Annotated in this window: 10 protein-coding genes; 6 read left to right on the top strand and 4 right to left on the bottom strand. The window is 71.3% G+C overall.

Features of this window, described 5'->3' with window-relative positions; genetic code table 11:
* Positions 1-7: 7 nt before the first annotated feature.
* The gene (locus tag WME73_RS17325; protein WP_437916384.1) at positions 8-1,708 is read right to left on the bottom strand and encodes a DUF2330 domain-containing protein; all 1,701 of its coding nucleotides are present in this window, start codon (positions 1,706-1,708) and stop codon (positions 8-10) included.
* Positions 1,709-1,877: 169 nt separating this feature from the next.
* Between WME73_RS17325 and WME73_RS17320 the strand changes: the two genes are divergently transcribed.
* Both WME73_RS17320 and WME73_RS17315 read left to right on the top strand, forming a co-directional pair.
* Entirely contained in the window at positions 1,878-4,454 is a 2,577-nt protein-coding gene (locus WME73_RS17320) for a hypothetical protein (RefSeq protein ID WP_437916383.1), read from the top strand.
* 71 nt (positions 4,455-4,525) lie between these two features.
* Positions 4,526-5,755 (top strand): hypothetical protein, encoded by a 1,230-nt coding sequence (locus tag WME73_RS17315; RefSeq protein ID WP_437916382.1) that lies wholly within the window; start codon positions 4,526-4,528, stop codon positions 5,753-5,755.
* 202 nt (positions 5,756-5,957) lie between these two features.
* Here WME73_RS17315 and WME73_RS17310 read toward each other — a convergent pair whose 3' ends face one another.
* Entirely contained in the window at positions 5,958-6,407 is a 450-nt protein-coding gene (locus tag WME73_RS17310; protein WP_437916381.1) for a hypothetical protein, read from the bottom strand.
* 503 nt (positions 6,408-6,910) lie between these two features.
* Here WME73_RS17310 and WME73_RS17305 point away from each other — a divergent pair.
* Positions 6,911-7,285 carry a hypothetical protein gene (locus tag WME73_RS17305; RefSeq protein WP_437746543.1) on the top strand — a complete coding sequence of 125 codons (375 nt, stop codon included), beginning with the start codon at positions 6,911-6,913 and terminating at the stop codon, positions 7,283-7,285.
* A 53-nt stretch (positions 7,286-7,338) separates the two neighbouring features.
* Here the strand turns inward: WME73_RS17305 and WME73_RS17300 are convergent, their stop codons facing one another.
* Positions 7,339-7,743 carry a hypothetical protein gene (locus WME73_RS17300; RefSeq protein ID WP_437916380.1) on the bottom strand — a complete coding sequence of 135 codons (405 nt, stop codon included), beginning with the start codon at positions 7,741-7,743 and terminating at the stop codon, positions 7,339-7,341.
* A 153-nt stretch (positions 7,744-7,896) separates the two neighbouring features.
* On the opposite strand from WME73_RS17300, the gene WME73_RS17295 reads away from it, so the two are divergent.
* On the top strand, positions 7,897-10,431 hold the full coding sequence (locus WME73_RS17295) for a hypothetical protein (RefSeq protein ID WP_437916379.1): 2,535 nt from the start codon (positions 7,897-7,899) through the stop codon (positions 10,429-10,431).
* Positions 10,432-10,591: 160 nt separating this feature from the next.
* Here WME73_RS17295 and WME73_RS17290 read toward each other — a convergent pair whose 3' ends face one another.
* Complete coding sequence (locus WME73_RS17290; protein WP_437916378.1) at positions 10,592-11,041, bottom strand: hypothetical protein; 450 nt, start codon at positions 11,039-11,041, stop codon at positions 10,592-10,594.
* A 681-nt stretch (positions 11,042-11,722) separates the two neighbouring features.
* Here WME73_RS17290 and WME73_RS17285 point away from each other — a divergent pair.
* Positions 11,723-13,087 carry a hypothetical protein gene (locus WME73_RS17285; protein ID WP_437916377.1) on the top strand — a complete coding sequence of 455 codons (1,365 nt, stop codon included), beginning with the start codon at positions 11,723-11,725 and terminating at the stop codon, positions 13,085-13,087.
* A 55-nt stretch (positions 13,088-13,142) separates the two neighbouring features.
* Complete coding sequence (locus tag WME73_RS17280; protein ID WP_437916376.1) at positions 13,143-14,840, top strand: amidohydrolase; 1,698 nt, start codon at positions 13,143-13,145, stop codon at positions 14,838-14,840.
* Positions 14,841-14,846: the final 6 nt, after the last annotated feature.

Raw genomic sequence — 14,846 nt, 5'->3', positions numbered from 1 at the left:
TGGACTCCTACGAGCGCCGGCGGCGGCGCGCGGCCACCAGCAGCCCGAGCAGCGCGCCGCTGAGACCGACGGCGCTGCCCGCATCGCCGCCGGCGTTGCAGCCTCCGGAGGCGGCCGCGACGGCGGGCGGCGGCACATCGACCGGTCGGCCACCCGGCAGCGAATCGGGCAGCTGCGGGACGCGCCGGTCGTAGAAGGACGCGGGGACGGGCTCGTCGGGAAGCACGCAGGTCGACGTGCGGCTGCCGTCGGCGCCGATCGTGCCTACCGCCACATAACCGGTCGAGCAGCGGCAGGTCGGCGTCATGTTCATCGGCACGCACTCGCCGTTCGCGCCGCAATCGAACGTCGCACAAGGATCCGCGAGCGGCGGCGCGTCAGGAAGTGCGCGGTCACCCGGGTTGAGGAACGACATGCGGAGGTCCTGGCAGGTCACCGTCGGCCGACCCGACGGATCGAACGTGGTGCGGGCGGTCGTCCCGGGCACACACGCGCAGGCGGCGACGGGCTGGGTGCCGTCTGCGCCCTCGACGACGCGGCACAGGCCGCCTGCGCCGCACGCCGCGAAGTCGCACGGCGACGCGGCGCCGGCGGCCTCGGCGCCCGGCGCGACGCACAGGTCGCGGTCATCGACGTAGCGCGGGAGCAGGCGGGTGTTCGACACCACGGGACCGTCGGTGCGCCGGAAGATCGGATCGACGGTCATCTCCTCGGGCGACAGGCGCGTATAGAGCCGGGTGATGGTCGCGTTGCCCTCCAGCAGCGGCAGCAGCGCGTCGCGCGCGGCCAGCTGATCCTCGTCCGAGGTCATCGTGTTGCGGACCTGCTCGGCGATGTCGGTCGTCGGTCCGCTCATCTCCGTGACGAAGCCTCGGCCGCCGGCCTCGTCGACGCCGCGCGCGACGAGCGCCGTCCAGTTCGTCTGCACCGGCCACTGGTTCGCGCTCCAGACGATCTGGTTGTCGTCGATCTCGACGTCCGGCCAGTTGGCCGGCCCATAACGCCGGTCGCCGAGGATCATCACGGTGATGCCCATCTCCGGCTCGGCCGCGATCGCCGTCAGCCGGATCGGGATCGACGGCGACCCCGACGGAAGCGTGAAGCGGAACGGCTGGATGTCGGTGACCTCAGCGTCCGGCTGGAGCCGCAGCGCGAGGAACTTCATCCCCTCGCTCGTATAGATGCGGATGTACGGCACCATCGCGTCGTTGACGCGGAAGTTGTTGTCGCGAAGCCAGCCGACGAGCGCCGTGGGATCGGTCGACTCGACCACGGCCACGTCGTACGGCCCGACCTCTTCCCGGATGTGCACCGTGACGTCGCCGTCGTCGGTGCCGCCCGCGGTGGGCCCGCCCCCCGCGGACTCGGGGAAGGCGGGGTAGCAGTTCGGGTCGTCGGGCCACTGGAACTGCGGGCCCGTCGCTGAATCGAGGGCGGTGAGCGCAAGCTGCGGGAACACAGCGAGGCTCTCCACCGCCGGCACCTCGGCGAGCGGAACCACCCAGGCGAAGTCCGGCGCCGCGCCCGCATACTGGATCTGCGTCACCATCGTGACCGAGCCGTCCTGGTTCGTCGCGAACAAGATCCGCTCCGCGGTCTGGTCCACCGGCTGTCGTCCGCAAAAGAATCCGCCGCACGCCTCAGCGGGTCGTGGCGCAGTCATCAGCGCCGCCGCCGCCATCACCGGAGCCACCCATAGCTTGCGCATGGTCTACATCCTCCTCGCCCGATCGATCGGGCGAACGCCCCCAGGCAAACACAGTGCCATGGACAAGAAAAGGCGATTCCTGGGTACGACCACGCCGCCCTCGCGGAGCCCGCTTTCGAGAGCGCATCCGCTCGCCCTTCGGGGCCGCCTTCCGAGATAGCGTCGATTCATGGCAAGCGTACTCGCGATCATCAGCGCCGCCGCGCTCGCTGGCCTGGAGAAGCAACACGGGGCGTGCGAGCCAGGGAGCGTCCTGCCCCTCGATCGCTACCTGAGCCGACACCGCGCCCTCGAGCCCCTCTCGGAGGGAGGCACGCTCTACCTGGCCACGGTGCGCCAGCCCGGAGAGCGCCTCTGGCTCGTGGCCGCGCTCCGCTTCCCCCAGGCAGAGGCCGAGATGTGGACGGCGGAGGCGAACGTCGCTCCCATCACCGACATCACCGATATGGTCGGCAGCCTGCGCTTCTCGAGCGGCAAGGGCCTGACGGCGGCGCCCGGGAAGCTCGCGATGTCGCTCCAGACGCCCCGCGCCCTGACCGAGGACGACCAGGTCTTGCTCGAAGCGCGCGTCAGCCCGAGCGCGCGCGCTGCGTACGACGCCGCCAAGCGAGACGCGCTGCCGCCCAGGAAGGCCGCGAAGCCCGCCAAGAAGGGCCAGCCAGACGCCATCGACGCGCCGGCCCCCGTGGACGACCTCGATCTCGTCGCCGCGCTCGCGAACATCGACGACTGGCGGCGCCTGTCGAAGGGCGGCAAGGAACGCGTGCTCGCCGAGCTCGTGGAGCGCCTCGCCGCGGAGGCTTCCGGACCGAGCTTCGAGCTCGCGGCGCCGCACGTGGGCAGCGACGGCCTCGGCGTCCTGCGCGACACCGAGACGGGGCACGAGCTCGTGGTCGTGCCCGGCGGCGTCGCGCGCGTGGGCTTCGCGCCCGACGACATGCTCACCTGCTGGGCCGCGGCCGACCTCGGCGACGTCGACGAAGCGGCGTTCCAGGACGGCTTCCGCTCGGCGCGGCCCCCGCGCTGGTTCCGGCTTCCGCCGTTCCTTGTCGCGCGCGGCGGCGCTCCGTGCGCGGAGGACGAGCGCGACGATTATCTCGCCGCGGCCGCCCGGCGTGGCTACCGCGAGATCCGTGAGGTGGAATGGGAATGGTGCGCCCAGGAGGGCGGCGCCGTCTCGTTCGTGGGGATGGCGCGGGGCGCGCCCGACTTCTCGCCGAACCAGGAGCCCGCGCCCCTCGATCCCACCGGCCTCGGGCTCCACGATTTCATCGACGAGCCCTGCCGCATGGCCGACGCCTTTCACCCGACCTGGGACGCCGCGCTCGAGACGGGCGACTTCCCGCCGGGCCCGGGTGACGCCCCGCGCGCCCTCCGGCTCGCGCACACCCAGTGGCAGTCCCGCGAGGAGCTGATCGCCTGGCACCGCGCGGCGCGGGCCTGCGAGTCGGAGCACACGCAAGGTACCCTTCGCCTCGTGCGCGACCTGCCCTGCAAGGACGCGGCGCTCGACCTGCTCGCCCGGGTTGCTCCGCCCACCGAGGCGCCCATCGCTCGCCTGATCGAGGCGATCGGCGGCAAGACGCCCGACAGGAAGCGCGCGCTCCGCGTCCTCGACGATCTCGCCACCGACCCTGCCGGCGCGCCCGAAGCTCCCGCGCTCCTCGCCCACCTCGTGAAGGGCGACCCGGCGTGGGATCCGAAGGTGCACCTCCACGCTCTCCGGCTCGGCGTCCGCCTGGCCGAGGACCGGGGAGCGCGCGAGGAGCGCCCCGGAGCGCGCGCCGCCGCGCGCGCGGCCCTCGCCAGCCACGAGCCCACGCTCGCAGCGCGGCTCCGGGACGCCGCGCCGAACGTCCGCGCGCACGCCCTCTACACCCTCTCCCCCATCGCGCCGTCGAGCGCGACGCGGGCGGCCGTGCTCGAGCTCGCACAGCGCGAGAAGCAAGAGCCGACGCGCATGGCCGCCTTCCTCTGCCTCGGCGCGTGGCTGGCGCGCGAGCAGGACACCGAAGCGCACGCGCTGCTCGCGGGCGCCGTGAAGGGACGCTCGGCTCCCCTCGCCTCCGTCGCCGCGCTCGCGCTCGCGCTCGGCGCCCCGCTCGAGCGACTGCCCGAAGGAGGGCTCCTGCGCCTCTGCCAGGCGCTCGGCCTGAAGTCCAAGGCGGCCGACGCCCTGCCCTTCTGGGATGGAAATCTCCGTGAGCGAGCCTTCGCGATCCTCCGGAACGCGAGCGAGGCCACGCGCGAGGAGGCCGTGCGCTCCCTGCTCGCGCCGCTCGAGGGCCCGGACGCCCCCTCCGCGAGGATCGTGGCGCTCGGGCTGGCGCTCCTGTTCCCGCCTCGGCCGAACGAGCGCGAGACGGTCCGCCCCGAGGCGCTCTCCCCGATGGCGCGGCGCCTGGCCGGAGGCGAAAGCGCTCGTGGCCGCCTTCAGCGCCGACTACGCCAAGGTGAACAGCGTCCGCGCCGCCGTCGACTTCATCATCGCTCAGCGCCCGAAGCTGGGAGTTTGAGCGCCGGCCGCGCTCCGTCTCCGGGGATGTGGGGCAATGCACCGGGAAACGGGGACGAGGAGCCGCCCAGCGTGCCGTGGACGGGCTCCTCAGATGCTTGGATGCGTTGCGGATCCCGCATCACCATTCCGGTCGGGAGCGGTTCGCTCAAGTTGAGCAACTGGGTTGGCGCCGCGCGCCGCCGCGTTGGCACGGAGCGCGCTTGGCCCCTTCGGATACCGCAGGAATAGCGCTCTTCTCGGCCTGGAGAGCAGCGCCCTCACTGGTACGCGTGTTGCCAACATCGCCCGTGATGTGGCAAATGAGGTCTCTCCATCTCCCATGGTTGACGCTCGCCGCCGTGGCGTGCGGCACGGATCCGGTGGCGGTGGACCCCCGGACAACCTCGCAGCTGGTCCTCGACGGAGGGCTCAGCGCGGAGCGCCCGGTGGTCATCGTGCTGGTCGTCGATGACGCGGACACGGCCGAAGCCGCGCAGCTCCGCGAGCGCGTCGCCCAGAGCGTGCGCGCGGGCCTCCTTGCCGTGATCGGATCGCGGTGGGGAACATGCGGCAGCGCGGATCCGGCCCAGTGGCACCCCGGCGAACTCCGGGTGGTCGTCGCGCGGCCGAGCGCGCCCGACGCTGCGGCGCTCGTCACCTCGAGGGAAATCCCCGCGCTCGCGTGGACCACGCAGACCTCGCACGAGGAAGAGGTCGAGCCGGTGATGGCAGGCGTGACAGAGGCGCTGGGACAGCGCCTCGCCGAGCCCGGGGAGGAGTACCGCCCGCTACGGACGGCCAGGCGCGCGCTGGAGCTCGTCACGGGCGCGCGCGCACCCGCGGGGGAGGCGGAGGTAGCCCTCGTCAGGTCACTGCCCCAGGAAAGGATCGCGAGGTTGCTCGTCGCGAGCACGCGCGACGACGAGGGGCCCGGGCTCGTCGCCGACGAGGTACCCAGCCAGACAGCGCTGTCGATGACCCTGGACACGGAGGTGGTCGGGCCTTTCACCACGCCCGATTGGACCTGTCACGCCATCGACGAAGGCAGCGGGCGACTCGCGGCGTGGAGCGAGCTCGTGCGCGCGGAGCCGATCGCCTCGAGCTGCGACGATCAGCAGACGTGGGACATGCTCCTTCACCCGGGCTTTGCCGATTGCGGCTTCATCTGCCAGGCCCACCCGCTCGCCGTGGACGCCGGAGGCGTGGTCGCTTGCAAGGTCGTGATCGATCAGGCCGATCTCGAGCGCTGCGATGCCGCGCGAGGTCGGCGCGATCCAGGCGGGCAGCCCACGTTCGTCGAGCGCCACGGCGCGGAGCTGCGCCGCTGCGAGGTCGTGCAGCTCGCCGGCGCCGACCTGGAGAGCTGCCGGCATTCGCTCGATTGTCCAGGATGCCCGAGCGGCTTCTGCGCGACCGAGGTGCCGGAGCTCGTGTCGCAGTGGCGCTGCATGCCCTCGGAGCACCCATGGCCGCTCCGGTTCATCGGCGGCGCGATCGATGTCCGTCGAGGGTGGCTCAACATCACCTGCAGTACCGAAGCAGAGGAATGAGAGACGACATCGCGCGGTGCGCCGTGCCCGGTCGTCGATACCTCGTTCCGAAGCTGACAGATTCTTTCATCTTGTTGGCATCGTAGAAAAGAAAAAAGAAATTGAACAGGGAGGCGAGGAGGCAAGGAGATTGGTGGGATTCCACTCCCCGTCTCCTCGCCTCCCTGTGAATTTTCCCGGAAAGGAACCAGCAGGGTCGGGTTCAGTCGATGATGGTCCAGGTGGCCTTGGCGGTGCAGCCATAGGCGTCGAGCGCGCCGGGGTGCGAGAGGGGGACGAGCTTGGTCTGGCCCTTCGCGAGCGGCCCGGTGACCGAGCGGGTGTAGGGCCCAGGATCGCCGTAGTAGTGCGTGACCGTGAAGGTGATCTTCGCCGAGTCCGGAACGCCAAAGAGCGAGGTGTTCTTGATCGCCGCGTTCGTGTTGAAGATGCTGGGATAGGTGATCGAGCACGAGAGGTTCACCGTCTTGGTGACCGTGCCGCCGCCGTCGTCACCCCCCGGGCCGATGATCGCCTCTGCGTCCTCACCGACGACCTCGGCGGCGTCGCTCGCGCCCTCATCGGCGCTGTCGCCGTCGAGCGGCTCGGCGATGCAGCCCACGAGCGAGAGGGACGAGATGAGCGAGCAGAGGAGCAGGTTCTTGATGTTCATGGTGGTGTGTCCTTGGGTCGGGGTTCACGCTCACGAGATCGTGTGTCAGCGGCCCCTGGCGAGTTCGAGTCGCCCAGGTGGCCCTCGTCGCTGCCTCGCGGCGTCGCATCCCGGTAGAGCAATCGGCAGGCCAGGTTGTCGGGGCCCTTCGGGCCGCCGCCCGGCGCGCCCTGGATCCGCGGGGATGACGGCCTTTCTCGTGGTTTTCGCGCTCCACCGCGCAGCGCCGGCGGGCGCCCGCGCCGCGCGGTGGAGGTCTGAGCCCCCACGCCGACGGCGCGAGCCTCCACCAGGTGCTCTCTGGCCTGGCAGACTGCGTCGCGCGGAAACGGGAACGAGGAGCCGCCAGCTGGCCGCCCTTCCTCACGCCGGCGTGCGCCCATCGCCGGAGGTCGGCCACCTTGTCGCCGAGGAGGGCCCGGCGAGCGTTGTGCGGGCCATTCGCACCGCGTAGCATCCGCTCTCGTGCGCCCCACGATCTCTGGTCACCGGCCGTCGGTCCCATGCTGATCATCCGACGCCACCAGAAGGCGGCGTTCGCCGCCCTGCAGCGAGACCGCTTCCTGGACCAGACCGCCGCTTATCTCCGGCGCTGGCATGGCCCCGCCTGCGAGGCGCTGGGCGACGCCGAGCTCCGCGCTTTCATCGAGGAGGGCGTGGTCCGCGCCGGCCGCTACGGCGTCACCCTCGAGCATCACGTGGTCCAGTTTCTCGACTGGATGCTCGATGTCGGCCCCGGCTTCGACGCCGATCCCGCCCACCCCTGGATCGCCCGGATCCTCGGCGATCCCGCCCTCCATGGCGATCTGAAGATGCCGGCCCTCGAGGACGAGGCCAATGCACGAGGGTTTCCCCTGGGAGGCGACGGCTCGCCATGAAACGCAACATCCCGACGGGTTACGACCTCCAGCCTACGAAGCGGCACAAGCCGTCACCCAGGCAGGAAGCGCGCGATCAGGCGTTCGGCGAGCACAGCGCCCGGCGGGTCGGCGACCCCATCCTGGCCTGCCGGGACTGCCGCCCGGTGCTCGTCAATCTCAGGGTCATCGCAGGCGCCACGCCGATCGGGCCGAGCGCCTCGCGAACGACCACGCACCCCGCCGGCTTCGTCCTTCTCGAGGCGGATACCATCCCCAACGACGGAACCGCCTGGAACCAGATCGCGTGGGTTGGGGGGCTCGACGCGGGCAGTCCCCGGCACCGGCTGGTCCCACGCTCGCAAGCCGGCGACTTCGTGGTGTTCGCATGCCTCGGCCCGATGTTCGCCTCCCATCACGTCACGGTCTTCGATCCTTTCCTCGTGCGGCTCGACGTGGTGAGAGACGCCGAGCTTCACCGCGGGACCTGGTGGACGCTCCACGAAGAGGACGGGGGGGTGCTGGTGCGGGCGACGACCACGCCCGACGATGAGGAGACGTGGGCCCAGATCCAGTGGACCGGCGGGGCTCCCGCTGACGGAAGCCCGAACCTGCGCACTGTCTCGCGCGCCGTGTTCGACGAGCAGATCATCGGGGCGACCCTTGGCGGGTTCGAGGACGAGCTCGTCGTGCGGGCGTTCCGGCTCGACTCGCTGGTGCTCAGCGCGAACGAAGCGTCCTACGACACCGCTGCGACGGTCACCGCGACGGCCACCACCTCCCCCGACGATCCGGCCGTTTGGGCCCAGCTCGGATGGCATGGCGTCGCGTCATCGAACGGCAACACGGCGCTGGTCTCGTGCGATCAGCTCGGCTCGCAGAACGTGCGGGTGTCGCTGCGCGGCCAATTCCGCTCGGCCACCCTCACCGTGCGCCCCGTGCTCGTCTCGCTGGAGCTCAGCAACAGAGAAGCGTCCCACGACGCCGCTGCGACGGTCACCGCGACGGCCACCACCCTCCCCGACGTACCGGACGCCTGGAACCAGCTCCAATGGGAGGGCGCCGCGCCCAGCGGCGACCAACACACCGCCCAGGTCTCGTGCGATCAGCTCGGCTCGCGGGAGGTGCGGGTATCGCTGTGCGGCGTGTCCCGCTCCGACACCCTCACCGTGCACCCCGTGCTCGTCTCGCTGGAGCTCAGCAACAGAGAAGCGTCCTACGACGCCGCTGCGACGGTCACCGCGACGGCCACCACCCTCCCCGACGTACCGGGCGCATGGAATCAGCTCGTATGGCACGGCGCCGCGCCCACCGGCGACAAACACACCGCCCAGGTCTCGCGCGATCAGCTCGGCTCGCGGGACGTGCGGGTATCGCTGCGCGGCGTGTCCCGCTCGGACACCCTCACCGTGCACCCCGTGCTCGTCTCGCTGGAGCTCAGCGACAAAGAAGCATCCTACGACGCCGCTGCGACGGTCACCGCGACGGCCACCACCCTCCCCGACGTGCCGGACGCCTGGAACCAGCTCCAATGGGAGGGCGCCGCGCCCAGCGGCGACCAACACACCGCCCAGGTCTCGTGCGATCAGCTCGGCTCGCGGGAGGTGCGGGTATCGCTGTGCGGCGTGTCCCGCTCCGACACCCTCACCGTGCACCCCGTGCTCGTCCGGCTCGATGTCGTCAACGCCACGGACAATGGCAGCGGCGCCTGGGAGGCCTTCAAGGGGACAACCGACGTGGTGATCCGAGCCGTCACCTCGCCGCCCCCCGCCGCGAGTCAGATCACCTGGGTCGGGGGCGTCCCGGTCCAGGCGGGCATCGTGAACGTGTCGTGCGCCGACATCGGCACAACCGACATCGAGGCTGCGCTCAACGGTCCACCCCAGAAGGTCACGATCATCGTCAAGCGAAACCTCCCAGCCTTGCTTGGCAACTACGGCGCAGACCAGAAGATCCTCACCGCGGCCGAGAAGTTCTTTACCCACCGCGGCACCGAACCCCAGCTCGGCGACGCGGTGAGGAGGTCCTACCCGCCCAGGGAACTCCACAGTTGGCTGCAGCTCGCCTCGGTCGAGCTCCAGGTCACCCCGGGTCTCACGCTGCTGAAGAGCCTCGCGCCGGCCTGCCTGGCGGCGAACCTGCAGGCGACCGCCCAGCTGCTGAAAGCCGCCTGCGACGTCGTCCGCAAGGGGCGCACCGCCGTGGCAGTCGCGCAGCTGCTGTCCCGCTACTACACCCCTGATCGCTGCGTGAAGCTGACCGAGCTGCTCGCGCTGCCTCTGTCCGACGCAGACTGGAGCACGATCCTCGCTGACCACCAGCTCTGGCCAGTCGGTAGCAAATTCCTCCTGTTCGACCGCGTGCTCCGTGATGCGGCGAGCGCGAACTTCGGGTCCGATCGCGCACTGAACGTGCTCCAAGCGCGACAGTGGGTGATCGACGATTTCGACAAGGCCATGGTGATTCTGGCGAGCGCGCCCGCGCTCCCCGAGGCCCGTCTGCTCTGGCTCCTCGAACGTGGACAGCGTGTGCTCGGCGACGCCGCCAATGCGGGCCTGCTCATCGAGGCCCAGGGGACGCCTCTCGGGAAAGAGGCCGCCGAGGTCCTGGTGCAGTCGTGGGGCATCGCCGGTCAACAGGCCCAGGATGCCCTCGACTACGCGACGAACGGCGCTGCGACCTTCGACGTCGTGCACGAGCGGCTCTTCGCGTTGAAGGCCACGGGCGGCGACCAGCAGACGGCGAACCAGCTGCTCGCCCAGCAGGATTATGCTGTACATGACGCCCACGCGTTGCTCGCGAGAAACGCCGGTAACAATTGCGCCGAACACTATGCCCGCAATGACAATTCGGCCAAAAACGCGGCCGAGTTGCGCCGAAACGTGGGCGCCAACGCCTGCATCCCCAGCGGGCTCGATGGGATGGCCACGCAGCTCGCGCGGGTGCTGCACCAGCACCGCGCGGAGATCAACGGCTTGCAGAATGGCACGGAGACCACGCTGATGAAGTACACGACCCACGGGGCCGGAAAGCTGTGGATCTCGATCCAGGGCGGCAACCCCGTGAAAGAGGATTGGGTGGGCCTCGAGGTCGTGCTCATCCGTCGATCGAACGGCTCGCTCTTCGTCAAGCACTGCCAGCCCACCACGGCGAAGTCGTGGGTATGATGACCGCCCCTCGCGGATCGGCGCCCCTCATGGGAGCATGTGACTGAAGAAAATCATCCCGTGAACCATTGTTGCGGTGCGCTCGGGGCCGGGCAGGATTCGCACCCACTGGACGACGACCCCGATTTCAGAAGCTACCGCTTGGTCTGCTGCGGCGGGTTCAGTCGATGAGGGTCCAGGTGGCCTTGGCGGTGCAACCGTAGGCGTCGAGCGCGCCGGGGTGCGAGAGGGGGACGAGCTTGGTCTGGCCCTTGGCGAGCGGCCCGGTCACCGAGCGGGTGTAGGGCCCAGGATCGCCGTAGTAGTGCGTGACGGTAAAGGTGATCTTCGCATCCTCCGGAACGCCAAAGAGCGAGGTGTTCTTGATCGCCGCGTTCGGGTTGAAGATGCTGGGATAGGTGATCGAGCACGAGAGGTTCACGGTCTTCGTCACCGTGCCGCCACCGTCGTCACCCCCCGGGCCGATGATCGCCTCTGCGCCCTCACCCACGACCTCGGCGGCGTCGCTCGCGCCCTCATCGGCGCTGTCGCCGTCGAGCGGCTCGGCGATGCAGCCGACGAGCGAGAAGGACGAGATGAGTGAGCAGAGGAGCAGGTTCTTGATGTTCATGGTGGTGTGTCCTTGGGTCGGAGTTCACGCTCACGAGATCGCGTGTCGGCGGCCTCTGGCGAGTTCGAGTCGCCCGGGTGGCCCTCGTCGCTGTCTCGCGGCGTCGCATCCCGATAGAGCAACCGGCAGGCCAGGTTGTCGGGGCGCTTCGGGCCGCCCCCGGCGCGCCCAGGATCCACGGGGAAGACGGCCTCTTTCGGGGTTTTCGCGCTCCACCGCGCGGCGCCGGGGGGGCGCCCGCGCGGCGCGGTGGAGGTCAGAGCCCCCACGCCGACGGCGCGAGCCTCCACCACGTGTCCTCTCAGGTGCTCTCTGGCCCGGGAGGCCGCGGCCGGCGCAGGCGGTGTGCTCGTTAGACGGTTCGGCGCCGCCCGCTCCGCCCGCGTCCCGCAGGCGGTGAAGGGAGCGCCACGCCTTCGATGCACGAGCCCGAGGAGTCGAGCGCCCGTCCGTCGCGATCCGGCGGCCTCCTTGACGGCGATCGCCGCCCCATGGGATCGTCGGACATGCAGGTCGAGGCGCGTTTCTTCGAGGCGCGCAGCGTGCAGCGCGGTCCTCGACGTCCAGGTGGTCCTGCCGCAAGCGGGGCGCCTCGGTGAAGCTCAAGGAGCGTTGATGCTGGCACCGGGCGATCATCCCCGCTCTTTCTTCTCGGACCCTCCGAGGGGTCACGCCGCGTGCGTGGGGGTCCTGGTTGGCCCCTGCATCGCACTCGCCATCCTCGCGGGCAAGCACGTGGCCGTCCCCTGGTTCGTGGTGGAGGCGGGCTTGTTCGTCGTGCTCCTCTGCGTCGCCGCCGCGACCCGCAGCCCTGCGCTGCGCGTCTCTCTTCCCCTCTTCGTCCTTCCGCTCGCGTACCTTTTCTTCCGCGTGACCCGGGATGCGATGACGTGCCCCGACATCCCCCCTTCCTGGCACGTATGGCGAGAGTGGCTGCCGGGCATCGGGAGCGTGTTCGGGCTCATGTCCGCCCTCGTCGGCGCCCTCGGCGTGGTGTTCTTCGCTGCCATGGCGAGCACCATGGTCCGCGTGCCGCCGCGCGCTCTCCACGCGGCGAGCGTCGCCGTCCTCGCGCTGGCCACGGGCCTCATTGCCGTATCGACCGTTCACGCCGTACGAGAGCCCGATCCGGAGGATCACATCACGTCCCTTCCGAGCATCGGGGTCGTCCCGCCCGTCGAGGGGGAGCCCTCGATGATCGCCGAGGGCCCGTCGGACCCGTCCGGACCGCCCCTCGTGACGCGCATCCACGACGTGACCATCGGCCGGCTGGGCGTGCGCCGGTTGTGCCCGAGCCTGTCCGAGAGGTGTTTTCTCGATGTGGAGGAGGCCGGGAGGCCTTTCGACGCTCACCTCGTGACGTGGCTGTCTCAGCGGGGCATTTACACGATGGTCGACCCCGAGGCGTGCTGGCAGCAGCCGGGTTGGATCAACCCCCGCGATTCTCTCGTCATCCGCCAGGCGTCGCCGCTCGTTCGCGAAGCGTCTCTGTTCGCCAAGCACCGCGAGCGGGGCGAGCTGCTCGTGCTCGACGGAGCGATCCACGATGTCCATCGCGGCGGCGAAGCAGGTCCGGCCGTCGTCACGGCGCCGCGGTTCTTTGCGACGGCCGTGTCCATGCGCCTCATCGCCGACATGCTCGGCGCGCACCGGCGCGCGATCGCCGTCGCGACCTGCGGGGCGCTGCTCTCCGCGGCGCTGCTCGGGTATCGCCGCCGCGCCCGCCGCGCCCTCGCGCGGATCGCGGGGGCGAGGCTCGCGGTGATCGAGCAGAACGGCTGGCTCGACTTCGCGGACGGCTCGCCTCCCGTGCGCGCCGCAGACCGCGGCTTGCCGCCCGGACCGGTGGTGGTCCTCGGACCGACGTCCGCGGGCACGTACCGCGGAGGGGCTCTCTCCGGCGCCGAGATCGTCGCCGGAGAGCAGGCAGGGCTGCTCGAGCGAGGGCGCGCACGGATCGCCCAGATCGACGTCCTCGTCTTCTTCGTCGCGGTGCTCACGCCGCTGCCGCTGCTGACCCTCGCGGTCACGCTGAGCCTCTGGTAGCGGCCGGCGCCCTGCCCGCCGTTGCGCGCCCCGCGCGGGTGCTAGGGTGGCGCTCATGTCGAACGCGCTCCGAGCGACGCTCCTGAGCCTCTTCGGCAGCCTCGCCCCCGGCTGTGCCTCGCCGGGCCAGCTCGCCGCGACGGCGGCGCCCTCGGCGCCTGCAGATCTCGTGATCACGGCCGGCGTCGTCCGGACGATGGACCCCGGGCACCCGCGCGCCGAGGCGGTCGCCGTGCGCGGCGAGCGGATCGTCTTCGTGGGCAGCGCGGCCGACGCGAAGGCCTTCGTCGGGCCGGGAACGCGCGTCGAGGAGCTGCCGGGGCGCGCGGTCGTGCCCGGTCTCGTCGACGGGCATGCCCATCTTTACGGGCTCGGGGTCGCGCTGGAGACGCTGAGCGTGCGCGGCGCGAAGAGCGCCGAGGCGGCGGCGGCGCTCGTGGCGGAGGCGGCGAAGGCCCGCCCGAAGGCCGAGTGGATCACCGGGCGCGGCTGGGACCAGAACCTCTGGCCGGGCGCCGCGTTCCCCACGCACGCCCCGCTCGACGCGGCGGCGCCGGAGCACCCGGTGGCGTTGCGCCGCGTCGACGGGCACGCGCTCTGGGCGAACGCGGCGGCGATGCGCGCGGCCGGGGTCGGCCGAGGCACGCAGGATCCGCCGGGCGGGCGCGTCCTGCGCGACGCCGCGGGCGAGCCGACGGGCGTCTTCATCGACAACGCGATGGGCCTCGTCGAGGCCAAGGTCCCGGCCGACCCGCCCGCCGTGCGGGAGCGGCGCATCCTGCGCGCGGCCGAGGAGGCGCTCTCGTCCGGGCTCACGGGCGTGCACGAGATGGGCATCGACGACGAGACCGCGGCCGTCTACCGCGCGCTCGCCGCCGCCGGGCGGCTTCCGATCCGCGTCACCGCGTACCTCGCGGGCGATGGGAACCTCGATGGGCTGAAGGCGCGCGCGCCCGACGTGGACCCGACGGGCACGGCGATGTTCGTGCTGCGCGGGGTCAAGCTCTTCGCGGACGGCGCGCTCGGCTCGCGCGGCGCGGCGCTGCTCGAGCCGTACGCGGACGAGCCCTCGACGAGCGGGCTTTTGCTGATGGATCGCGAGGCGCTCGCGCGCGCGGCGCGGCTCGTCGCGGACGCGGGCTTCCAGCTCGCGGTGCACGCGATCGGCGACCGCGCCAACCGCGCCGTGCTCGACGCGTTCGAGGCGCTCGGCCCCGGGCGGGCGGCGGCGCTGCGGTTCCGGGTGGAGCACGCGCAGATCCTCTCGCCCGACGATCTGCCGCGCTTCGCGGCGCTCGGGGTGATCGCCTCGATGCAGCCGACCCACGCGACGAGCGACATGCCGTGGGCGCCCGCGCGGCTCGGCGCCCATCGCCTGAAGGGCGCGTATGCCTGGCGGTCGCTCCTGTCGTCGGGCGCCCGCCTCGTGTTCGGCTCGGATTTCCCGGTGGAGGACGCCTCACCGCTGCTCGGCATCCATGCCGCCGTGACCCGGCAGGATCTCTCGGGCCACCCCCCGGGCGGGTGGATGCCCGAGGAGCGGCTCGACCTCGACGAGGCGCTCCTGGCCTTCACCGAGGCGCCCGCGTACGCGGCCTTCGCCGAGGGCCAGCGGGGCCGGATCGCACCTGGCTACGTGGCCGATCTGACCGTCCTCGGCCGCGATCTCTCGCCCGATCGCTCGCTCGTCGACACGCCGATCGACATGGTGGTCGTGGGCGGCCGCGTGGCGCGCGCGCCGGCGCCGCGGTGAGCGGCG

The organism is Sorangium sp. So ce302 (assembly GCF_051530145.1).
Classification (GTDB): Bacteria; Myxococcota_A; Polyangia; order Polyangiales; family Polyangiaceae; genus Sorangium; species Sorangium cellulosum_B.
The sequence above is the reverse complement of the archived record's forward strand: the minus strand, read 5'-3'. Positions and strand labels throughout refer to the sequence as shown.